General features: G+C 64.3%; 21 protein-coding genes and 1 pseudogene. 14 read left to right on the plus strand and 8 right to left on the minus strand.

What is annotated here, in order from left to right; all coding sequences use genetic code 11:
- Positions 1-23 precede the first annotated feature (23 nt).
- The 3 genes from LDN95_RS18040 (at position 24) to LDN95_RS18050 (ending at position 3,365) form a co-directional block, all read left to right on the plus strand.
- Positions 24-710 carry a nitroreductase gene (locus LDN95_RS18040; RefSeq protein ID WP_226018956.1) on the plus strand — a complete coding sequence of 229 codons (687 nt, stop codon included), beginning with the start codon at positions 24-26 and terminating at the stop codon, positions 708-710.
- Between the two features lie 79 nt (positions 711-789).
- Complete coding sequence (gene cysS, locus LDN95_RS18045) at positions 790-2,256, plus strand: cysteine--tRNA ligase (protein WP_226018957.1); 1,467 nt, start codon at positions 790-792, stop codon at positions 2,254-2,256.
- A 170-nt stretch (positions 2,257-2,426) separates the two neighbouring features.
- Positions 2,427-3,365, plus strand: a complete 939-nt coding sequence (locus LDN95_RS18050) for a D-2-hydroxyacid dehydrogenase (protein ID WP_226018958.1) — start codon at positions 2,427-2,429, stop codon at positions 3,363-3,365.
- Positions 3,366-3,371: 6 nt separating this feature from the next.
- Here LDN95_RS18050 and LDN95_RS18055 read toward each other — a convergent pair whose 3' ends face one another.
- Positions 3,372-3,803 carry a hypothetical protein gene (locus LDN95_RS18055; protein ID WP_226018959.1) on the minus strand — a complete coding sequence of 144 codons (432 nt, stop codon included), beginning with the start codon at positions 3,801-3,803 and terminating at the stop codon, positions 3,372-3,374.
- A gap of 273 nt (positions 3,804-4,076) precedes the next feature.
- Here LDN95_RS18055 and LDN95_RS18060 point away from each other — a divergent pair, with 273 nt between their 5' ends.
- The gene (locus tag LDN95_RS18060; RefSeq protein WP_226018960.1) at positions 4,077-4,784 is read left to right on the plus strand and encodes a S24 family peptidase; all 708 of its coding nucleotides are present in this window, start codon (positions 4,077-4,079) and stop codon (positions 4,782-4,784) included.
- Between the two features lie 10 nt (positions 4,785-4,794).
- Here LDN95_RS18060 and LDN95_RS18065 read toward each other — a convergent pair whose 3' ends face one another.
- Positions 4,795-5,235: a hypothetical protein gene (locus LDN95_RS18065; RefSeq protein WP_226018961.1), complete on the minus strand. Its 441-nt coding sequence runs from the start codon at positions 5,233-5,235 to the stop codon at positions 4,795-4,797.
- 107 nt (positions 5,236-5,342) lie between these two features.
- On the opposite strand from LDN95_RS18065, the gene LDN95_RS18070 reads away from it, so the two are divergent.
- A complete protein-coding gene (locus tag LDN95_RS18070) occupies positions 5,343-6,032 on the plus strand; it encodes an MBL fold metallo-hydrolase (protein WP_226018962.1) in 690 nt (229 codons plus the stop codon).
- 55 nt (positions 6,033-6,087) lie between these two features.
- Here LDN95_RS18070 and LDN95_RS18075 read toward each other — a convergent pair whose 3' ends face one another.
- A complete protein-coding gene (locus LDN95_RS18075) occupies positions 6,088-6,477 on the minus strand; it encodes an MAPEG family protein (protein WP_226018963.1) in 390 nt (129 codons plus the stop codon).
- A 232-nt stretch (positions 6,478-6,709) separates the two neighbouring features.
- On the opposite strand from LDN95_RS18075, the gene rpmF reads away from it, so the two are divergent.
- The 6 genes from rpmF (at position 6,710) to LDN95_RS18105 (ending at position 10,453) form a co-directional block, all read left to right on the plus strand.
- Positions 6,710-6,889 (plus strand): 50S ribosomal protein L32, encoded by a 180-nt coding sequence (gene rpmF, locus LDN95_RS18080; protein WP_226018964.1) that lies wholly within the window; start codon positions 6,710-6,712, stop codon positions 6,887-6,889.
- Positions 6,890-6,912: 23 nt separating this feature from the next.
- The gene (gene plsX / locus LDN95_RS18085) at positions 6,913-8,007 is read left to right on the plus strand and encodes a phosphate acyltransferase PlsX (RefSeq protein WP_226018965.1); all 1,095 of its coding nucleotides are present in this window, start codon (positions 6,913-6,915) and stop codon (positions 8,005-8,007) included.
- Positions 8,004-8,981: a beta-ketoacyl-ACP synthase III gene (locus tag LDN95_RS18090; protein WP_226018966.1), complete on the plus strand. Its 978-nt coding sequence runs from the start codon at positions 8,004-8,006 to the stop codon at positions 8,979-8,981. The genes plsX and LDN95_RS18090 overlap by 4 nt, the downstream gene beginning before the upstream one ends.
- Before the next feature lie 137 nt (positions 8,982-9,118).
- Complete coding sequence (locus LDN95_RS18095; RefSeq protein ID WP_226018967.1) at positions 9,119-9,418, plus strand: integration host factor subunit alpha; 300 nt, start codon at positions 9,119-9,121, stop codon at positions 9,416-9,418.
- Positions 9,419-9,428: 10 nt separating this feature from the next.
- Complete coding sequence (locus LDN95_RS18100; protein WP_226018968.1) at positions 9,429-9,896, plus strand: MerR family transcriptional regulator; 468 nt, start codon at positions 9,429-9,431, stop codon at positions 9,894-9,896.
- Entirely contained in the window at positions 9,893-10,453 is a 561-nt protein-coding gene (locus LDN95_RS18105; RefSeq protein ID WP_226018969.1) for a GNAT family N-acetyltransferase, read from the plus strand. The genes LDN95_RS18100 and LDN95_RS18105 overlap by 4 nt, the downstream gene beginning before the upstream one ends.
- An 8-nt stretch (positions 10,454-10,461) precedes the next feature.
- Here LDN95_RS18105 and LDN95_RS18110 read toward each other — a convergent pair whose 3' ends face one another.
- Positions 10,462-11,007, minus strand: coding sequence for a histidine phosphatase family protein (locus LDN95_RS18110; RefSeq protein ID WP_226018970.1), 546 nt, complete (start codon positions 11,005-11,007; stop codon positions 10,462-10,464).
- Positions 11,004-13,775, minus strand: a complete 2,772-nt coding sequence (locus tag LDN95_RS18115; RefSeq protein ID WP_226018971.1) for an ATP-dependent DNA helicase — start codon at positions 13,773-13,775, stop codon at positions 11,004-11,006. Before LDN95_RS18115 ends, LDN95_RS18110 begins: the two co-directional genes overlap by 4 nt.
- A 255-nt stretch (positions 13,776-14,030) precedes the next feature.
- Here LDN95_RS18115 and LDN95_RS18120 point away from each other — a divergent pair, with 255 nt between their 5' ends.
- The 3 genes from LDN95_RS18120 (at position 14,031) to LDN95_RS18130 (ending at position 17,368) form a co-directional block, all read left to right on the plus strand.
- Positions 14,031-14,909 carry a flagellin gene (locus LDN95_RS18120; protein ID WP_226018972.1) on the plus strand — a complete coding sequence of 293 codons (879 nt, stop codon included), beginning with the start codon at positions 14,031-14,033 and terminating at the stop codon, positions 14,907-14,909.
- 208 nt (positions 14,910-15,117) lie between these two features.
- Positions 15,118-15,696, plus strand: coding sequence for a phosphoribosyltransferase (locus tag LDN95_RS18125; protein WP_226018973.1), 579 nt, complete (start codon positions 15,118-15,120; stop codon positions 15,694-15,696).
- Between the two features lie 55 nt (positions 15,697-15,751).
- The gene (locus LDN95_RS18130) at positions 15,752-17,368 is read left to right on the plus strand and encodes a lysine--tRNA ligase (RefSeq protein WP_226018974.1); all 1,617 of its coding nucleotides are present in this window, start codon (positions 15,752-15,754) and stop codon (positions 17,366-17,368) included.
- Here LDN95_RS18130 and LDN95_RS18135 read toward each other — a convergent pair.
- The 3 genes and pseudogenes from LDN95_RS18135 to LDN95_RS18145 all read right to left on the minus strand — a co-directional run.
- On the minus strand, positions 17,305-19,215 hold the full coding sequence (locus LDN95_RS18135) for a DUF885 family protein (RefSeq protein ID WP_226018975.1): 1,911 nt from the start codon (positions 19,213-19,215) through the stop codon (positions 17,305-17,307). The genes LDN95_RS18130 and LDN95_RS18135 overlap by 64 nt on opposite strands.
- Before the next feature lie 116 nt (positions 19,216-19,331).
- Complete coding sequence (locus LDN95_RS18140) at positions 19,332-20,009, minus strand: 2OG-Fe(II) oxygenase (RefSeq protein WP_226018976.1); 678 nt, start codon at positions 20,007-20,009, stop codon at positions 19,332-19,334.
- Between the two features lie 203 nt (positions 20,010-20,212).
- Positions 20,213-20,318, minus strand: a pseudogene (locus LDN95_RS18145) (IS5/IS1182 family transposase); the annotation flags it as partial.

The following is a 20,318-nucleotide window of genomic DNA, read 5'->3' on the forward strand; positions in this document are numbered from 1 at the left end:
ATTTAACCGGTCATTTAAAGTGGATGACCGCACCCCACGCCCCCTCCGCCAGCGTCTCTGACGCCGTTCTAACCCGCCGTTCGATCCGCGCGTTCAAGTCCGATCCGGTGCCGCTCGATGTGCTGCGCCGGGTCATGGAAACGGCACGGTGGACCCCGTCGGGCTGCAATTTCCAGCCGTGGGAAGCCACCATCCTGACCGGCGAACCCTTGCGCGCGCTGCGCGACAAGATGCTGGTCACCCCGCCGCAGGATCCGCGCGAATACAGTTGGGACGATCCGCAGGTGATCCCCGAATGCATGAACCGTCTGCGCCAGGTTGGCGCCGCTATGTACGGTGCCATGGGCATCGGTCGGGGCGACAGCGATGCGCGCAACGATTTCATGCGCAGCAACATCGAATCGTTCGGCGCACCGGCAGTGCTGCTGTGCTATTTCGATCGCCGCATGGGGCCGCCGCAGTGGTCGGACGTGGGCATGTGGTTGCAGACCATCATGCTGCTGCTGCGCGAGGAAGGGCTCGATAGCTGCCCGCAAGAGGCGCTTTCGCTCTATGCCAAGCTGATCAAGGATTTCCTGTCGGTTTCGGATGAAACGCACATCTTCTTCTGCGGCATCGCCATCGGCTATCGCGACGCTGACGCCCCGGTCAACGGGTTCGAACGCGAACGCGTGGGACTTGACGGCAGCGTGAAGTTCGTCGGCTTCTGATCCCGCAACCCCTGCGCCGGGCCGGCGCAGGGCGGATCGCGGTTGACCGCGGCGGCTCGGGCAGGGCAAGGCACATGGCATGACCGAGACGCCCTCTGCCACGCCGCTGACGCTTTATAACAGCCTGACCCGCTCGCTTGAGCCGTTCGTGCCGGTGCATTCCGGAGAGGCTCGGGTCTATTCGTGCGGGCCGACGGTCTACAACTACCCGCACATCGGCAACATGCGCGCCTACGTCTTTGCCGATGTGCTCGGGCGTACCCTCAGCTTCAAGGGCTACAAGCTCACCCACGTCATCAACATCACCGATGTCGGTCACCTGACCGACGACGCCGATGCGGGCGAGGACAAGATGGAGCGGATGGCGGCGGTGCAGAAGCAGTCGATCTGGGACATCGCCGAGCACTACAAGCAGGCGTACTGGGCCGATATCCGCGCGCTCAACATCCGTCAGCCCGCGCAGTGGACCATCGCCACCGACTACGTGCCGCAGATGGTCGCGTTCGCCCAAAGCATCGCCGAAAAGCACTGCTATGAGCTGGACAGCGGCCTCTATTTCGATGTTTCCACCGTGGCCGACTATGGCCGTCTGGCACGCGCCGCCACCGAAGAGGGCGAGGGTCGGATCGAACAGGTTGATGGCAAGCGTCATCAGGCCGACTTCGCCATCTGGCGCAAGACCCCGGCGGGCGAGACACGACAGATGGAATGGGACTCACCCTGGGGCCGGGGCGCGCCGGGCTGGCATCTCGAATGCTCGGTCATGTCGGGCGAAGTGCTGGGCTTCCCGTTCGACATCCACACCGGCGGCATCGACCACCGCGAAATCCACCACCCCAACGAGATCGCGCAGAATCAGGCACGCTGCTGCACCAACGGGCTCGACGTGGCGGAAAATTCCGGCGCGAAAGTGTGGATGCACAACAACTTTCTGGTCGAGCGCAGCGGCAAGATGAGCAAGTCCTCAGGCGAGTTCCTGCGGCTGCAACTGCTGATCGACAAGGGCTACCACCCGCTCGCCTACCGCCTGATGTGCCTGCAGGCGCATTATCGCAGCGAACTGGAGTTTTCGTGGGAGGGTCTGGGCGCCGCGCTGACCAGGCTGAAGCGGATGGTGATGGGCGTCGCACAAGTCCGCGAGCGAGCCGGAGAGGCAGAGGCAGTTCCGGGGCCGCGCTTCGGGCCGTTCCTTGACCGGTTCGAGGCCGCGATTTCGGACGACCTCAACACCGCCGTCGCACTGACCGTGTTCGACGAAGTGCTGGCGCTGAAGAAGGTTGATGCTGGCGAGAAGCTGGCTGCTCTTGCGCAGATGGACGCAGTCCTCGGACTTGGTCTGCTGACGCTTGATCGCGGCACCTTGCGCCTGCGCCCCAAGGGCGTTGCCATCACCGAAGGTGAGATCGAGGCCACCCTTGCCGCGCGCAAGGAAGCCCGCGCCGCCAAGGACTTCGCCCGATCAGACGCGCTGCGCGACGAACTGGCCGCGCAAGGCGTCGAGGTGATGGACGGCGACCCGCTCGGCTGGGACTGGAAGCTGGGCTGATACGCCACAACTGTCTCGTGACCAACGCCGCATGACAGGGAGCAGTGATCCCATCCCATTGCTCTCGACACGAGCGGTATGTGGCAGACTTGCGGCAAAATCCGTTTCATTTCGAAACTTTGGTGCGCTAGGGTTCCCCGACTAGCCAATGGGACGGGAGAGCCTTGCCGATGACAGTCCTCGTGATGAATGCGATGGCCGCGCCGCTGGTCGAGGGGCGGTTGCCCCCGCAGATCGAGCCGCGCTTCTTTCGCTCGGTGCCCGAACTGCTGGAGCTTGCGCCCGAGGCCGAGATCGGCTGGTTCGATCTGCACCAGCCCGAAGGGATGCGGCAGGCGATCGAGCGCGCGACGAAGCTGCGCTGGCTCAACTCGATCTATGCCGGGGTCGATTTCTTTCCCCTGCCGTTGCTGCGCGAACGCGGTGTGGTGCTGACGAACGGCGCGGGGATCAACGCGATTACCATCGCCGAATACGTGGTGATGGGTATGCTCACCATCGCCAAGGGGTATCGCGATGTGGTGCGCGCGCAGGACCGGCACGAATGGCTGCTTGATTCGCCGGGGAAGGTGGAACTGGCCGGCAGCCGCGCATTGATCCTGGGTTATGGCGAGATCGGCCAGCGGGTCGATCGCATGTTGCAGGGCTTTGATGTCGAGGTGGTGAAAGTACGCCGCAGCCCCGGCGAGGGGACGTTGACCTCCGATCAATGGCGCGCGCGGCTGGGCGAATTCGACTGGGTGATTCTGGCCGTGCCCGCCACGCCCGAAACCGACGGGATGATCGGTGCGGCCGAGATCGCGGCGATGAAGCCATCGGCCGTGCTGGTCAACGTGGCGCGGGGCCGCGTGGTCGATCAGCCCGCGCTGGTCGCCGCCTTGCAGGAACGGCAAATCGGCGGTGCGTTTCTGGATGTGTGCACGCCCGAGCCATTGCCCGCCGATGACGTGCTGTGGACCTTGCCCAATGCGCACGTGACGATGCATCTGTCTGGCCGCGCGCAGGACAAGATGTTCGCCCGCTCCACCGCCCGCTTCCTCGACAACATCGGCCGCTTTGTCCGGGGTGAGCCGCTGTCGCCGCAAGTGGACCTGACGCTGGGGTATTGAGCACGCTCAATTGTCCTCCAGCAGCAGGATTTCCAGTTCCACTTCCATGTGCGGGCAGGGCAGCAGCATCTGATCGGCGCGGACGACCACCGCATCGGCCACCAGCAGGCCGGGCAGGGTAAACTCGTGTTCGGGAACTTGCGCGATCAGGTGTTCGGCGCCGTCGCAAGCCTCCCACCCGTGGAAGCGCAGCACGAATGTCTGGCGCGAACCGTGGAAGGTGACGCTGGCCCACGGGCGTTCGGCATGGCTCACCAGCACGACCTCGCGCCCGGCCAGTTCCAGAACCGCGCGCAGCAACCGCTCGCCCGACGTAGCGCGGACCTTGCGCATGGTCTTGCGCGGCGTGTTGCGAGCGTCTGGCAGGCGGGCGTTCGCATCCTCTGGCGAAGGCTGCGGCAACGACTTGGTTTCGAAGAAGCGATGATCAAGCCACATCGGAGGTTTCTCCCAGATTGTTCATGAAATGTTCTGAGTATAAAGTCAGTGAAAGATGCAGGCCGCTCGCCATCGGCCAGCCTAGGCGAGGCGAAGGCGTTCAGGTGGAGTTTGGCCGGCGGAGTTTGCCCTGATGGAGCGTGCAAAAAGTTTTGATGTTGCCAGCCAAAGTGGATTTTTCCTTCGACTCAATTTCGATGTGAAGGGTATTGACGGAAAAATCCTACGAGTCTAGGAAAAGTCCTTCGATTTTGGTGCAAGGATTTGGCAAGAATGGCCCACAATGCTGCGCAAGGCGGTGACGATGGCGGGCGTGAACGACTGGTGGAGTTGGCCAGCGCACGCGGCGTCAGCCTGTCGGCGCTGTCGGCGCTGATCGGGCGCAATGCCAGCTACCTCCAGCAATTCGTGCATAGGGGCAGCCCGCGCAAGCTTGAGGAAACCGACCGCAGGACGCTCGCAGAGTTTCTCGGCGTCGATGAAGTGGAGCTCGGCGGCCCGGCGCGCGATACGGTCTTTGTCGCGCCGATCGCTGCCGGACGCGGCGCGGGCCTGCCCCAGACAGTGACCAAGGCGGTGAAATGGATCGACATTCCGCGGCTGGCCCTGGGCGCGTCGGCCGGGCCGGGCGCGCTGCCGGTGCAGGAAATTCCCTCCGGCACACTACGCTTTTCCTATGGCTGGTTGCGGCAGCAAGGGCTTGATGCGCGCGCACTGACGGTGATCGAGGTCGAGGGCGATTCAATGGAGCCGACCTTGCGCGATGGCGACGAAATCCTTGTCGACCGCACACCCCGCCCCTTGCGCGCCGGAGTCCACGTGGTCCGGTTGGATGACGTGCTGCTGGTCAAGCGGCTGGAGCGCGGCCGCGCTGGCTCGGTCCGCGTGATCAGCGACAACCCCGCCTACCCCAGCACGGAGCGCGCCGGAGCAGAAGTCGAAGTGATCGGCCGCGTGGTATGGAAGGGCGGGCGGGTTTAAGGCCGGGCCGTCAGGGTCGAACGGTCAGAATCGCCTCTGCCGCGCGGCCGTTGACCACGTCGCCAATGGCGGGTCCAAACTCGGCCAGATCATTGTAGGTAACCAGAAAGCTAACGGTCGTTGCCTTTTTCAGGTCTTGTTCCGACCCTTCCTGGATAGCGGCCTCAAGATGGATCGATGCCCGGATGGCGCCACGCGTGTTGTGAGGTTCGAACGTAACTTTCACCAATTCCTGAGGCGGTATTTCAGAGTTGCCCCCGCGACCTCCTGAAATGGAATGCGGCATTGCGGCAGATAGTGGATATGCCGTGATTGCCTGAGCGAAATCCAGCAATTCAAGTTTACTGAACCATGCACTGCCAACCCCGGCAAAGCCGTCCGCTGACACAGTTACGGTCAGTTCGCCATCCCATTCGTCGTCAGCCAGGTAGCTGATGGTGATTCTAGTCATTGTGCGACGTTATGCATCTTTCGCTTGCTCCGCTAATGGAGGAAGCTCCGTTTGGTTGCGCTTTTCGCCCCCTTGCCAACCGCCCGCAGCGCCGCCATTTCTGGGGCATGAGCGAAACTCCTGAAGCGTCCGCACCCCAGCCTGCCTTGCCGCCGTTTCAGGTGGCGATCATTCCCGTGACGCCGCTTGAACAGAACTGCACGCTGGTGTGGTGCACCAAGACCATGCGGGGCGCGTTCATCGATGCGGGTGGCGATCTGGCCAAGCTGCGGCGCGCGGTTGAAAAGACCGGGGTGACCATCGAGAAGCTGCTGGTGACGCACGGCCACATCGACCACTGCGGCTCGACCGGCATCTTCGCGCGCGAATTGGGCGTCCCGATCGAGGGGCCGGAGGAGGCCGACCGCTACTGGATCGCCAAGCTGGACGAAGATGGCCGCCGCTGGGGCATCGACGGCGAGGTGTTCGAGCCGACCCGCTGGCTGCACGATGGCGACAAGGTCACCGTCGGTGAGGTCGAACTGGACGTGATCCACTGCCCGGGGCACACGCCGGGGCACGTGGTATTCCACCATGCGCCGACACGGATCGCCATCGTCGGTGACGTGCTGTTCCAGGGATCGATCGGGCGCACCGACTTTCCGCTGGGCAATCATCAGGATCTGATCGATTCGATCACGCAGAAGCTGTGGCCGCTGGGCAACGACGTGACCTTCGTGCCCGGCCACGGTCCGATCAGCACGTTCGGCAAGGAACGGCAGACCAACAGCTACGTCAGCGACTATATGCTGTCATGACCGAAAAGGGGGATGCCGGGCCACCGGCGCGGCACCCCCGATTTGGCATCAGGGATCAGGCGTCGAGCGCGATCGATACCGCCCAAACGCCAAGGCCCAGCAGGGTAAGCATCGTGATCAGCGTGCCGGCCATCCGACCTTTGCCGAACACGCCGCCGTCCATGCCGACACCGTGCGCCACGCGCCCCAGCATATAGAGCCCGGCGACACCCGCCAGAATCAGGCTGCTGCCGCGCGCCAGTTCGATTGCGGCGAGCAGCACGAGGATGAACGGCGTATTCTCGACAAAGTTTGCCTGCGCGCGCATGCGCCGAACCAGATCTTCGTCGCCGCCATCGCCGACGGAAATCTTCTTGGCGGTGCGGACCATGCCGATTCGGATGCAAAGCCAGATGTTGAGCAGGGCGGCGGCGCCTGCGCTTGACAGTGTAACGGGCAGTATCATTGTTTTGTCTCTCCCAAGTCCCGAGACAGGACTAGCGCGGCTGCGCTTGCAAATCATCCGGAAATCCGTATAGGCGCGCCTTCGCTCGCGATTGGCGGCTCTCCGACTCCCTGCTCTTGCGTCATGCGCCGTTTCGGCAGTGCGTGAATATCCAAGGGTTGTGCGACGGGGTGCTTTTGCCTATCGCGCCCGTGAACGAACGTTATAGTCAAGATCAGGAACAGGTGCCGAGATGGCCGTCCCCAAGCGTAAAACCTCGCCGTCACGTCGCGGCATGCGTCGCAGCCACGATGCGCTGAAGGTGGAAGCATTCCACGAGTGCTCGAACTGTGGTGAACTGAAGCGCCCGCACAACCTGTGCACCGCTTGCGGTCACTACAATGGTCGCGAAGTCCTCGCCGTCGGCCTCTGAGCGCCTGAACGGGAGGCCGGTGCATGTCTGATCTGCCGCGTATCGCCATTGATGCGATGGGCGGTGATGAAGGTGTGCCCATCATGGTCGAAGGCGCGGCGATTGCCCGCCGTCGCCATGAGAACTTGCGCTTCCTGCTGGTGGGGGACGAGGCACGAATCGCCGCCGTCCTTTCCGCGCATCCCGATCTGGCGCCTGCGGTCGAAGTACTGCACGCATCCGATACGGTTGCCGGTGACGAAAAACCGACTCAGGCCCTGCGCCGCGCCCGCACCACCTCGATGGGTCTTGCCATCGATGCGGTGAAGCAGGGTCGTGCCGGTGCCGCACTCAGCGCCGGCAACACGGGCGCCCTGATGGCCATGGCCAAAGTCGCGCTGCGCACGCTGCCCGGGATTGACCGGCCGGCGCTTGCGGCGTTGGTGCCGACATTGGGTGAGCACGACCTTGTCATGCTGGACCTTGGCGCCAACACCGAGTGCGATGCGCGCAATCTGGTGCAGTTCGCGATCATGGGCGCAGCCTATGCCCGGATCGTCAACGGGCTGGCCGCGCCGCGCGTGCGCCTGCTCAACATCGGCACCGAAGAGACCAAGGGCACCGACGACTTGCGCGATGCGGCCACGCAACTGCGCGAAGCGGCCGATCGCCTGGCCATGGAATTCGACGGCTTTACCGAAGCCGACAAGCTCAGCCGCGGCGATTTCGACGTGGCCGTGACCGATGGATTTTCGGGCAACATCGCGCTCAAGGCGATGGAAGGGGCCGCGCGATTCGTCGGCGACCTGTTGCGCCGCAGCTTTTCCAGTTCGCTGCGCTCGAAGTTCGGGTTTCTCATTTCGAAGCCTGCGACCGAGCTGCTCAAGCATCATCTCGATCCCAACAATCACAACGGCGCGATCTTCCTTGGGTTGAACGGCGTCGTGGTCAAAAGTCACGGCAGCGCCTCGGCGCTTGGCGTGGCCCACGCGATCGAGATCGCCGCGCGGCTGGTCGAAGAGAACCTGACCGAGCGGATCGCCGTCGACCTTGCCAATGTCGGCACTGGAACGATCCACAACTCTGGCCGCGTTGGAGGTCGACAGGTGCGCGAAACCGAGGCAGAGCCGGGCGCATGACTTTGCGTTCCGTGATTGTCGGCAGCGGCTCCGCCTTGCCCGTACGCGCCGTGACCAACGCCGAGCTGGCGCAGACGGTCGATACCTCCGACGAATGGATCGTCGAACGCTCCGGCATTCACGTGCGCTATATTGCGGGCGAAGGTGAAACCACTTCGACGCTGGCGACCGATGCCGCACGGCGCGCGCTGGATGCCGCTGGCATCGATGCGGCGTCGATCGACCTGATCATCGTGGCCACCGCTACGCCCGATCAGACCTTTCCGGCTACTGCAACAATCGTGCAGCACAATCTGGGCTGCAACGGCGGCATCGCGTTCGATGTCGCGGCGGTTTGCTCGGGCTTCCTCTATGCGCTGACCACCGCCGACGCGCTGCTGCGCGCGGGGCCGGCCAAGCGGGCGCTGGTGATCGGCGCCGAAACCTTCAGCCGCATCCTCGACTGGGAAGACCGCACAACTTGTGTGCTGTTCGGCGACGGCGCTGGCGCATTGGTGCTTGAAGCGCGCGAGGTCGATGCCGCCGATCCTTCCGCACCCGGGATCATCGCCAGCCGGTTGCACGCCGATGGCCGCTACAACGACATGCTGTTCGTCGATGGCGGACCGTCCACAACCGGCACCGTCGGCAAGTTGCGGATGAAGGGGCGCGAGGTTTTCCGCCACGCGGTCACCAATCTGGCCACGGTGCTCGAAGAAGTCCTTGATGCATCAGGCCATGTCCCGGCCGATATCGACTGGGTCGTGCCGCATCAGGCCAATATCCGTATCCTTGACGCGACCGCGCGCAAGCTTGGTCTGCCGCCTGAAAAGGTGGTCGTTACCGTCGATATCCACGCCAATACCAGCGCGGCATCGGTGCCGCTGGCCTATGACACGGCGGTTCGCGACGGGCGCATCCGGCCCGGCAATCTGGTGGTGCTTGAGGCGATGGGTGGTGGATTTACCTGGGGCGCCTGCATCGCTCGGGTGTAAATGCGCAGTTGTCCCGAATTAAGACTGCCGAATTCCCTTTGACCCCAACACATTGCCACAAGGCAATGCATTGCCTTGTGCAAAATTCACGCTATCGTGTTCGATGGGGTTTGATCAGTTTTGGGGGAAAGCAAGGGATGCGATCCGTAGGCACTTTGACGCGGGCCGATCTGGCCGAGAGCATCAACCGTCGCGTGGGACTTTCTCGCGCAGAGTCACTCAGTCTGGTCGAGGCGATACTCGATCAGATGGGGGACGCGCTGGCAGAGGGTGAAAACGTCAAGATTTCGGGCTTCGGCACATTCGTGCTGCGCGACAAGGCAGAGCGCGTGGGTCGCAATCCCAAGACCGGCGTGGAAGTGCCGATCACCCCGCGTCGGGTGCTGACCTTCCGCGCCAGCCAGATGCTGAAGGATCGCATCTGCGACGTCGAATGAGCCATAGCGGATGAGTGCGCGCGACTCCGCCGGATCGCCCGGTCTCGGCAAGGAGCCGGCAGCGCTGCGCACCATCGGCGATGTTTCCCGCGCTTTGGGCGTTAAGGCCCACGTCCTGCGCTATTGGGAAGAGCAGTTCCCGATGCTGCGCCCACTGACCCGCGCGGGTGGGCGTCGCTACTACCGCGCCGACGACGTTGCGCTGATTGCCGAGATCGACCGTCTGCTGCACCGCGAGGGTTACACCATTCGCGGTGCGCGGCAATTGCTGCAGCAAAGGGCCAGCCGCAAGATGCGCAAGGCGGCACTGGTGGAAGCCAACGTCGACCAAATGGATGCGGCTGCCGAATCGCCGAATGAGGCGGCGAGGCCCACCGAATCGACCGAGCAGCAGATCGTTGCCGCCGTGCTCGTGCTGCGCAGCGAACTTGCTGCGATCAGGGGCCGTCTGGCGACCGCGCTTGCTGCCGACCTGTGACGCGTTTTGATTTTCAGCCGAGTCTCACCGACGGGCTTGTCACCTTGCGGCCGCTGCAGGCAGAGGACTGGGCATCGCTCCATGCCGTTGCGCGTGATCCGGCCATCTGGGCAAGCCATCCTGCACGCGAGCGATGGCGCGAACCCATGTTCCGCCGCTTTTTCGACGATTGTCTTGCCAGTGGCGCAACACTGGTGATCGAGGATGCCTTGAACGGTGAAGTTCTCGGGTCATCGCGGTTCGACACCGAGCGGGCTGGCGACGGAGAGATCGAGATAGGCTGGACTTTCCTGTCGCGCAGCCGCTGGGGCGGTACGACCAATGCCGCCGTGAAGCGGTTGATGATCGGGCATGCGCTGGCGACGTTCGAGCGCGTCATCTTCCTGATCGCGGCAAGCAACAGCCGGTCGCGGCGCGCACTCGAAAAGATTGGTGGCGCATTGCTGCCACGCCATTTTGATGCGTCGATTGATGGCCAAGCGATCCGCCACGTGATCTATGGCATTGACCGTGCAAGCTTTGCCAACGGTCCGCTTCAGGCATTGCCGATCGTATAAGGCCCCGCTCAATCCGGCAGTTGCGGGCCCAGCGTGGGGTCCAGATCGCGTGGGCGGGTGAGCGATATCAGGCGGGCGCTGCCTTCGGCAAGGTCTGCCCAGCGCTCGATGTCGGCTTCCAGCAACGCGAACGTGGCGGTGGGGAACTTTTGCTCCACGATATCGCGCAAGGGGCTGGTGCCATCGTCGGGCACAAGGTCGAAGATCAGGTCTTCCAGCCCGGGGTTGTGGCCGATCATCAGCACGCTGGCAGGATCGCCTTCGACTTCGCGCAGCAAGTCGAGCAATGTGGCTGAACTTGCCAGATAGATGCGGCGGTCCCATTCCACGGGGAAGCCGCGACCGTAAGCCTTCGTGGCCACCTCGATCGTTTCGGCGACCCGTACGGCTGGTGAGGCGATGATGTGTTCGAAGGTCCAGCCTTGTTCGCGCACGAAGCGGCCCATGGCAGCGGCGCCGCGTTGGCCGCGTGCATTGAGCGGACGGTCGAAGTCGCGGGCGCGCGCATCGCTCCAGTCAGACTTGGCATGGCGGAACAGGGCGAGGGTTTTCACCGGATGCTCTCGTCTTGGGGGCGTTCGTCCGGCAGGACCACGGGGCTTGCCGCCGCGCCAGCAGAAACACTGGCCGCGATGGTTTGTAAAGCCACATCCAGCGTTACCCGGCGCACCGGCGTCCCTTGCGGAAAGGCGCTGAGCAGGCGCGAGGGGAACGCGGCGGACAGTACGACGAAGTGCCCCCGATCATCGGCTGAGCGGATCAGCCGTCCGAATGCCTGCGCCAGCCGCGCGCGGATAATGCGGTCGTCCAGTGCCTGTCCGCTACCGCCGCCCGCTGCCTGTGCCGCGAGCCGCCGCGCGCGGTGCAGGATCGACGGCTTGGGCCAGGGCACTTGCTCCATCACCACCAGCCGCAGCGAATCGCCCGGTACGTCCACCCCGTCGCGCAAGGCATCGGTGCCGAGCAATGAGGCGCGCGGATCGTCGCGGAAGATGTCGACCAGTGTGCCGGTGTCGATGGGATCGACGTGCTGGGCATACAGCGGCAGCCCTTCGCGCGCCAATCGGTCGGCGATCCGGCCATAGACCGCGCGCAACCGGCGGATGGCGGTGAACAGCCCGAGTGCACCGCCGCCCGCCGCCGCGATCAGCCGGGCATAAGCCGCCGCCAGCGCGCCGATATCGCCCTTGGGCACGTCGGTGACGATCAGCACTTCGGCCTGACGCGCAAAGTCGAATGGGCTTTCGGCCGAGAACAGTCGGGGCGCGACTTCGAGATACTGGACACCGCTGCGCCCGATCGCGCCGTCCCAGTCGGGGCCATCGGGGCTCGATCGGTCGCACAAGGTGGCGCTGGTCAACATCACCCCGTGCGCCGGGGCCAGCACGGTTTCGGCAAAGGGCTTCATCGGATCGAGGAAGTGCCGGTGCAGCGCCACGTCCCATTCGCGCCCCTCGGATCGTTCCAGCGCCAGCCAGTCGACGTAATCGGCATCGGCCGGGCCGCCCAGCCGCGCAAGCAGGCGCTCCCAGCTTGCCACCAGATCGCAACGCCACTGGATGGCGCTGCGCGCGCCTTCGATCCGCGCACGCGCCGGACCGTCGAGCCAGTCGGGGCCATCTTCAACCAAAGCCTCGAGCCGCAGCCCCAGCTTGACCAGCGGGCGGCGCAAGTCGGCCAGCGCCTCTTGCGCCCGGCCCGCTGCCTCGATGTATGGTCCGTCGAGCAGCGCGATCTCGGTTTCCAAGCCATAGCCCGCTTCCTGACCGCCGCTTTCATCGCGTGACAGCACCAGCGCACGCGTGGCAGCGAGCAGTTCCTCGACCGGCCCAAGCGGATTGCCCTCGATCACGCGCGCCAGCCAGCCTTCGCCGGGCAGGGCCTCGGCGGCATCGCGCGCGGCGGTGATCGCTTCGCTGCCTTGATCGTCATAGCTGGCGACGTCGGCCAACCGTGCCGCCAGACCCCGGCGGCGCCCGCGCGACTTGCCCTCCGGTCCGATCACCCAGCGGCGCAACTCGATGGCCTCGGCCCCGCTCAACTCGGCGCTGAAGGTCGAATCGGCGGCGTCGAACACGTGATGCCCCTCGTCGAACACGATTCGGGTGGGCCGCTGTGCCACATCGCGCCCGCGCGCGGCATTGACCATCACCAGCGCGTGGTTGGCGATGACCAGTTCGGCGCTGGCAGAGGCGCGGGCGGCGCGTTCGATGAAGCATTTGCGGTAATGCGGGCACCCGGCATAGACGCATTCGCCGCGCTGGTCGGTCAGCGCGGCAATGCCGCGCTTGCGGAACAGCGTGCCCAGCCAGCCGGGCAGATCGCCGCCGATCATGTCGCCGTCCTGGCTATAGGCGGCCCAGCGTGCCACCAGTTGCGCCAGAATGGCGGCACGGCCCTGAAACCCGCCCTGCAGTGCATCTTCAAGGTTGAGCAGGCAAAGGTAGTTCTCGCGCCCCTTGCGCACCACCACGGTCGGCTTGCCATCGCGCAAGGGCGGGAACGCGCGGCGGCTTTCGTGGCGCAACTGGCGTTGCAACGCCTTGGTATATGTCGAAACCCAGACGGTGCCGCCCGATTGTTCGGCCCACAGCGCGGCGGGCGCCAGATAGCCCAGCGTCTTGCCGGTGCCGGTGCCCGCCTGCGCCAGCAGCACGTGCGGCTGGCGTTGCGCCCGGCGCGGGGCAAACGTGGCGGCTGCATCGCGGGCATAGGCCTTTTGCGCCGGCCGTTCCTCCGCCCCGCTGCCGGTCAGTTGCGCCAGCCGCGCGGTGACCTGGGCATCGTCGAGCAGCACTTGCGCGGGTTGGGGGCGCTCGGGGGCCTCCTCCCATTCGGGCAGGCGCGAAAACAGCCAGCGTTCGGCCCGCTCGGGCTTGCGGATGCGCCCGGCGAGCAATCCTGCCCACGGCCAGCGCAGCCGCGCGAGCGCTTCCACCGCCATCCACGCGCCTTCGCGCTCGGCCCAGTCATCGGCCTGTGTCTTGGCGAGAAGGCGTTCGGCGGCGGCCTGCAGGAAGCCGGGCACGGCATCATCGGTGGCAGGCTCGGGCAGATCGAGCACGGCCGCCAGACCCTTGGGCGTAGGTACCACAAAGCGGGCAGGGTGGATAAAGGCGTAAAGTTCAAGCAGATCGAGCCCCGACAGATCGGGGTAGCCCAGCCGATTGGCCACCAGCGGCGCGTTGAGCATCAGCAGCGGCGTGTCGGCCGCTGCCATGATCGCCTCTCCCTTGCCGACACCGCGGGTGCCGCGCGGATTGCGTAGCCAACAGCCGCTGTGGCTGGCGTGCAGAGCGGGAAGGTCGGCGGGAGACTCCATCACGCCTGCTCTGGCCCGGCCCGCGCGCAATGTAAACGCATGCAAGCAAACGCTTCAGGCCAGACCGGAGCGATCGCTGGGGCGGCCCTGCGGAAGCGGGTGCGCCACCCCGGATTAAGGGCCGCTTGCAAGAAAAACGTCATGAACGCCGCGCTAACGTTGATTTGCCCTGAAAAACTCTTTCGCCCAGCCGTCCTTGGCTTCGGGACATGTTTTCGGAGGTTTCCCGCTCCGGCCCATAGTGGAGAATGGGACATGGCAGTCATCAATACCAACATCAACGCGGTTCGCGCGTCGAATGCCTCGAATACCGCCGCGCATATGGCCGGCATCGCGATGGAACGCCTCTCGACCGGCAAGCGCATCAACGGCGCCAAGGACGATGCGGCGGGCCTCGCCATTACCACCACCATGACCTCGCAGATCAAGGGCATGGGGCAGGGTATCCGCAACGCCAACGACGGCATCTCGTTCGCGCAGACCGCCGACGGTGCGCTGAACGAAGTGACCAACATGCTCCAGCGCATCCGCGAACTGGCGGTTCAGGGCAAGTCGGAGACGTATCAGCAGTCGGACCGCGACGCGATGCAGTCTGAAGTGGCCAACCTGACCAGCCAGATCAGCGAAGTGCTGGAAAAGACCAAGTTCAACGGGAACGCGCTGTTCACCGTGGTCGGCACAACGCCGGTTCCGGCGACCGACGACCGCGCCTTCTCGATCCAGACCGGCGCGGACACCAGCGATACGGTCAACCTGGTCAGCAAGGCGATCGACGGGTCCAAACTGTTCGGCACCGGCGCAATCGTCTACGATGCGGCTTCGGCGACGCAGGCGCTTGACGTGTCCAATTCGGCCAATGCCGGCACCACGCTCGCCAACGTCGATGCCTCGCTCGATGCCATCAATGTGGCGCGCGCCTCGTTTGGTGCGGGTGAAAACCGGCTGGAATCGGTGATCAACAACCTCAACGACAACATCACCAACCTGTCGGACGCGCGCAGCCGCATCCTCGATACCGATTATTCGGCCGAAACGACGCAAATGGCCAAGGCGCAGATCCTGGCACAGGCGTCGACCGCGATGATCGCGCAGGCCAACCAGGCCCAGCAGAACGTGCTGTCGCTGCTCAAGTGATTGAAGGCCACGCCGCCTAGGTTACTGGTCGGTCGCCAGCCCGACCAGCCTCCACGGAAATGCGGGGTCGCGATTGCGAGGCCCCGCATTTTCGGTGTCTGGCGTACCGCTGGCGGTGCAAGTCGTGCTCAGGGCCCAAGCATTTCCGTCGTTCCCAACCCAAAAACACCCTTGCGGCCCCGCGTGTTTCCGCCTGTAAGCGCAGGCTATGGGAAACATTGCCACCGCCATCGAAAAGACCTGGCTGACCGCCGACCGCCTGCTGGAAGACTCCTACCGGCTGGCCAATCTGATCATCGATTCCGGGTTCCAGCCGACGCACATCGTCGGCATCTGGCGCGGCGGGGCGCCAATCGGCATCGCGGTGCAGGAACTGCTTGAATATGCCGGGATCGAGACCGATCACATCTCGATCCGCACCAAATCCTATGCCGGGATCGACCAGCAGAACGCCGAAGTGCGGGTCTATTCGCTCGGCTATCTGATCGATACGCTTGAGCCGACCGATCGGCTGGTAGTGGTGGATGACGTGTTCGATTCGGGCCGCTCGATCGAGGCGTTCCTCAAGGAGCTGGCCGCGCGCTGCCGCCACAACACCCCACGCGAAGTGCGCGTCGCCACCGTCTACTGGAAGCCAAAGCGCAACAAGTCGTCGCTGCAACCCGACTTCTATGTGCATGAGACCGACGAATGGCTGGTGTTTCCGCACGAAATCTGCGGGTTGAGCGAAGACGAAATCCGCGCGCACAAGCCGCAGGCGGACTTGATCCTGCGTAAGCGGGACTGAACCGGACCATTTCTCTTGCGCAACCCGGCGCAAATCGCGCAAGGGCCGTGGTGCTATGACCACCAACGATGATGCCCTGATCGCCGCCGCCCGTGTCTCCAAGGCCTGGCCGTTTGAAGAAGCGCGCAAGCTGCTCAAGCGGTATCCGGACGGGAAACCCGGTGGCGCGCCGGTGCTGTTCGAAACCGGCTATGGCCCGTCGGGCCTGCCGCACATCGGCACCTTTCAGGAAGTGCTGCGCACCACGCTGGTCCGCCGCGCCTATGAAGCGCTGACCGGCGGTGCGCCGACGCGGCTGGTGGCGTTTTCGGATGACATGGACGGTTTGCGCAAGGTGCCCGACAATGTGCCCAACAAGGGCCTTTTGACGGCGCATCTGCACGAACCGCTCAGCCGCATTCCCGATCCGTTCGGTCGCTTCGAAAGCTTTGCCCACCACAACAACGCGATGCTGCGCGATTTTCTTGATCGTTTCGGCTTCGATTACGAGTTCGTGTCGGCGGCCGATCGCTACAATTCCGGCGCCTTTGACGAGGCGCTGCGCGGTGTCCTGAACAATTTCGATGCGATCATGGGCATCATGCTGCCCACCTTGCGCGAGGAACGGCGCAAGACCTATTCGCCGATCCTGCCCGTTTCGCCGACCAACCGGCAGGTGCTGCAAGTGCCCGTTGAAGTGGTCGATGTGGCGCAAGGACTGATCCGGTTTACCGATACAACTGGCGAGGTGGTCGAACAGACGATCTTTGGCGGACAGGCCAAGCTGCAGTGGAAGGTCGACTGGGCGATGCGCTGGGTCGCGCTGGGCGTCGACTATGAGATGTGCGGCAAGGATTTGACCGATAGCGTCACCCAGTCGGGCAAGATCGCGCAAGTTCTCGGCGGGAAGCGGCCGGAAGGGCTGATTTACGAGCTGTTCCTCGACGAGAATGGCGAGAAGATCTCGAAGTCCAAGGGCAACGGACTGACCATCGAGCAATGGCTCGACTATGGCAGCGAGGAATCGCTGGGCTTCTACTTGTTCCGCGAACCCAAGAGCGCCAAGTCGCTGCATGTGGGCGTTATCCCGCGCGCGGTCGACGAATACTGGCAGTTCCGCGAAAAGCTGCCGACCCAGCCGTTGGAGCAACAGCTTGGTAATCCGGTATGGCACCTTCTGCGCACCAATGGGTACCATGGCGGTGAAGGCGAGGCGTTGCCGGTCACGTACGGCCTGTTGCTCAACCTTGTCGGCGTGCTGGGTGCCAATGCCACGCGCGCGCAAGTGTGGTCGTACCTTGGCAACTATGTCGAAAACGCCGATCCGGCGGCGCACCCCGCGCTCGATGCGCTGGTCACCCGCGCACTGGCCTACAACCGCGATTTCATCGCGCCCACGCTGATCCGCCGCAAGCCCGACGCCAACGAGGCGCTGGCGCTCGCCGCGCTGGACGAGGAATTGGCCGCGACGAGCGAAGGTGCGACCGCCGAGGAACTGCAGAACCTTGTCTATGAGATCGGCAAAGATCCGCACTATGGCTTTGCGGGCTTGCGCGACTGGTTCAAGGCGCTTTACGAAACCCTGCTTGGATCGGCACAGGGCCCGCGCATGGGCAGTTTCATCGCACTTTACGGCGTCGCCAACACCCGTTCCCTGATCGCCGAGGCGCTGGACGGCACCGAAGCGGGCTGACGTTCCGGTGGCTGGATTTCGGCCTGCTGTGCCGCAATCCAGCGGCGGATCTTGGCCTCCAGCACTCCCAATGGCAGCGCTCCGCTGCCGAGTGCCTGATCGTGGAAGCCGCGAATGTCAAAGCGCGCACCCAGCGCGGCTTCGGCTTCATGGCGCAGCCGCTGAAAGGTCAATGCGCCGATCTTGTAGGCCAGCGCCTGGCCGGGATTGGCGATGTAGCGGTCGACTTCGGCGACGGCATCGCTGCGGCCCATCCCCGAATTGGCGAGCATATAGGCGATTGCCTGATCGCGGCTCCAACCTTGTGCATGGAGACCGGTATCGACGACCAGCCGCATCGCACGCAGAATCTCGTCATCCAGCGTCCCCCAATGCTGCAACGGATCGGTGTAAAGGCCCATGTCGTAGCCCAGCGTTTCGGCATAGAGCGCCCAGCCTTCGACATAGGCGGTATTCCCGCCGTACCGCTGGAAGTCTGGCAGGTCATCGTTTTCCTGCGCCAGACTGATCTGGAAGTGGTGGCCAGGCGCGCCTTCGTGCAAGTACAAGGTGGTTATCCCGGTCAGGAACCGACTGCGCACATCGTAGGTGTTGAAGAAAAACACGCCCGGGCGGGCGCCGTCGGGTGATCCTTGGCTGTAGCCGCCGCCAGCCTCGAAACGGGCGCGGTACTCGGGATAGGGTTCGATCAGCAGCGGCGTACGCGGCAACTGGACGAACCAGCGCGGAGCCAGCTCTGCCACCCTATCGCCAACCCGGTGAAAACCGCGCGCCAGTTCGGCGGCATTGCGCGGGTGGTAACGCGGGTTGCGACGGATTTCATCGAAGAACGCGCGCAACGTTCCGCGATAGCCGATCTGGTTCTTCACGCTCACCATCTCGCGCTGGATACGGGCAACCTCGGACAGGCCAAGTGCGTGAACCGTGGCAGGATCGACGCTGACGGTGGTGTGCAGTTGCATCAGCACGCGATACAGGCGGTCGCCCCCGCGCATGCCCGACAGACCGACGCTTGCGCGCGCCGCCGGGCGGTACTCGCGCACCAGAAAATCGCGCAAGGTCCGATAGGCGGGATAGACCGCGTCATGGGTGGCCGCACGGAAACCCTGTTCCAGCCGCCGCCGGGTGGCCAGCGGCAAGGTTGCGGGCAAACGTCGCGCCGGCGCCATGAACAGCGAGGATTCAATCGGCTGCGCAAGGATCGCGTCGATCTGGCTGATCATGTTGTCGACGGTCAGCCGTGGTTCGACAACGCCGCTGGCCATGCCCTCGCGAAACCGCGCGATGGCGTTGGCGAACAGCGTCGGCAGGCTGCGCTCTAGCGTGATGCGGGCTTCGAAATCGGCCGCGCTGCGCAACGGGCGAACCCCGTCGGTAGCCACCAATTCGGGAAAAGCGACGTGAAATCCGCCGAAGTGGTTGAACGGCTGGACGCCAGTCATCGCCTGAACGGCGGGAGCGAGCAGGGCCTGCTCTTCGGCCATCGTTTCGGCAAAGGCATCGTAGGAAAGCTGGTGCGCGGGATCGAGCGCCGCTCGATCGATCGAGGCAAGTTGCTGCAGCGTGCGCGCGTTCACGGCGCGTTGGCGATTGGCGAGCGTGTCGGTGAACAGCAGCAGCAAGTGGTCCTGTGGCACAGGCTCTCCCCGCTCAAGCGCGCCGAGTGGATCAAGCTGTGCCTCTTCGCGGGTATCATCCGCAAAGATCCGGTCGAGCGCCGCGTTGGCCGCACCGGCTGCCAGCGCACGAACCGTTCGGGTTCTGCCCGATTGTGCGGCGTTCGTCCCGGCAGGTGCGTCTCCGGCTGCCGGAGGCGGGTCCAGCATGGCGCGCGGGGATGTGGCCATCAGCCCCGACATGGGGGCCGAGGCGCAGCCGGAAACCGTCAGAGAAAGTGCCGCTAGGACCGTCAAAGGCGGCCGGTGTGCCAGTCTGCGGGGGCTAGAGTGGTGCTCCCTCCCGGTCAGGACCATGGCCGGGACCGGTACCATTTCGTCAGCACATATTTGACCCCGCTGACGACGGGCAATCCGGCATGAAGTGCCTGTGGGTTGGGGCGACCATCTAGCCCCATGTTGTTCCAGATCAGCAAGGCTCCCGCTTGCGGCGGCACCGCCATTTCAAGGCGCGGAAAGGCGGTTTCGCCGCCCGCCTCGACCGCGTTGAGATAGGCCATCGCGGTCCAGCTACGCTGTCCACCGCGTCGCTGTTCATCCTGCCAGAAGTCCTGGCTGGGCAGGAAGTAGTCGAAATGGTTGCGAAATTGCTGGCCAACGCTGTAACGCTGGCCCTGGATCGTCTCACCAAGTTCGGGAGCGATGCCGAGCAGATCATCGATGCGCCGCTGGATCATGCGGATGAACGGATCGCGCGGATCGACATCGCCGCTGAAGCTCGTCCGCCCGGAATCGCCGTTGTTGTGATAGGTCGGCGAAGGGCGCGCTACCGTGTCGACGATTGCGATCAACCGGTCGCATTCGGCAGGACTGAAGAACCCACCCACGCCGTATAGTTCGAGCCCTTCGACCGGCATCTGATAGACTTGCGGATCGGCAGCCAGCCGCGCGCGCACCGCCTCGCCAAGGCGCTTGAGGGCCCGCGTGTCAGGATCCTTGTTTGCAGAGCGAAATGCGAATGCCATGTCCGCCGACATCCATGGCGCAAGGCCGTTTATTCGGCAAGGGGGCGTGACTTTGGCGGATGGCGCGGGCATTTGCAGACGTCAGGATCATTTGCGGGTCGTGCGACACAAGCGGGGGCGCGCGGTTCAAGACGTCTGGCCGGATGGCAGGAACACATGACGGTGCAAGGGCGAAAGCTTTTAGAGCCCGATTCAAAAGTCTGTCATGCGGCTGAAAGTCGCGCAATTCTGCGGGTTAGCATCCGGATAGAAGCGATATTCGCCCACGCGGTCGAGCTCTCGATGGAGCGTTCCCAGTCTTTGGCGAGG

Source organism: Novosphingobium sp. FKTRR1, assembly GCF_020404405.1.
In the GTDB taxonomy this organism is placed as follows: domain Bacteria; phylum Pseudomonadota; class Alphaproteobacteria; order Sphingomonadales; family Sphingomonadaceae; genus Novosphingobium.

Excerpts from the sequence above, each read along its gene's own strand:
- LDN95_RS18040 (WP_226018956.1), top strand. The coding sequence starts at position 24 with ATGACCGCACCCCACGCCCCCTCCGCCAGCGTCTCTGACGCCGTTCTA.
- cysS (WP_226018957.1), top strand. The coding sequence starts at position 790 with ATGACCGAGACGCCCTCTGCCACGCCGCTGACGCTTTATAACAGCCTG.
- LDN95_RS18050 (WP_226018958.1), top strand. The coding sequence starts at position 2,427 with ATGACAGTCCTCGTGATGAATGCGATGGCCGCGCCGCTGGTCGAGGGG.
- LDN95_RS18055 (WP_226018959.1), bottom strand. The coding sequence starts at position 3,803 with ATGTGGCTTGATCATCGCTTCTTCGAAACCAAGTCGTTGCCGCAGCCT.
- LDN95_RS18060 (WP_226018960.1), top strand. The coding sequence starts at position 4,077 with ATGGCCCACAATGCTGCGCAAGGCGGTGACGATGGCGGGCGTGAACGA.
- LDN95_RS18065 (WP_226018961.1), bottom strand. The coding sequence starts at position 5,235 with ATGACTAGAATCACCATCAGCTACCTGGCTGACGACGAATGGGATGGC.
- LDN95_RS18070 (WP_226018962.1), top strand. The coding sequence starts at position 5,343 with ATGAGCGAAACTCCTGAAGCGTCCGCACCCCAGCCTGCCTTGCCGCCG.
- LDN95_RS18075 (WP_226018963.1), bottom strand. The coding sequence starts at position 6,477 with ATGATACTGCCCGTTACACTGTCAAGCGCAGGCGCCGCCGCCCTGCTC.
- rpmF (WP_226018964.1), top strand. The coding sequence starts at position 6,710 with ATGGCCGTCCCCAAGCGTAAAACCTCGCCGTCACGTCGCGGCATGCGT.
- plsX (WP_226018965.1), top strand. The coding sequence starts at position 6,913 with ATGTCTGATCTGCCGCGTATCGCCATTGATGCGATGGGCGGTGATGAA.
- LDN95_RS18090 (WP_226018966.1), top strand. The coding sequence starts at position 8,004 with ATGACTTTGCGTTCCGTGATTGTCGGCAGCGGCTCCGCCTTGCCCGTA.
- LDN95_RS18095 (WP_226018967.1), top strand. The coding sequence starts at position 9,119 with ATGCGATCCGTAGGCACTTTGACGCGGGCCGATCTGGCCGAGAGCATC.
- LDN95_RS18100 (WP_226018968.1), top strand. The coding sequence starts at position 9,429 with ATGAGTGCGCGCGACTCCGCCGGATCGCCCGGTCTCGGCAAGGAGCCG.
- LDN95_RS18115 (WP_226018971.1), bottom strand. The coding sequence starts at position 13,775 with ATGGAGTCTCCCGCCGACCTTCCCGCTCTGCACGCCAGCCACAGCGGC.
- LDN95_RS18120 (WP_226018972.1), top strand. The coding sequence starts at position 14,031 with ATGGCAGTCATCAATACCAACATCAACGCGGTTCGCGCGTCGAATGCC.
- LDN95_RS18125 (WP_226018973.1), top strand. The coding sequence starts at position 15,118 with ATGGGAAACATTGCCACCGCCATCGAAAAGACCTGGCTGACCGCCGAC.
- LDN95_RS18130 (WP_226018974.1), top strand. The coding sequence starts at position 15,752 with ATGACCACCAACGATGATGCCCTGATCGCCGCCGCCCGTGTCTCCAAG.
- LDN95_RS18135 (WP_226018975.1), bottom strand. The coding sequence starts at position 19,215 with ATGGCCACATCCCCGCGCGCCATGCTGGACCCGCCTCCGGCAGCCGGA.
- LDN95_RS18140 (WP_226018976.1), bottom strand. The coding sequence starts at position 20,009 with ATGGCATTCGCATTTCGCTCTGCAAACAAGGATCCTGACACGCGGGCC.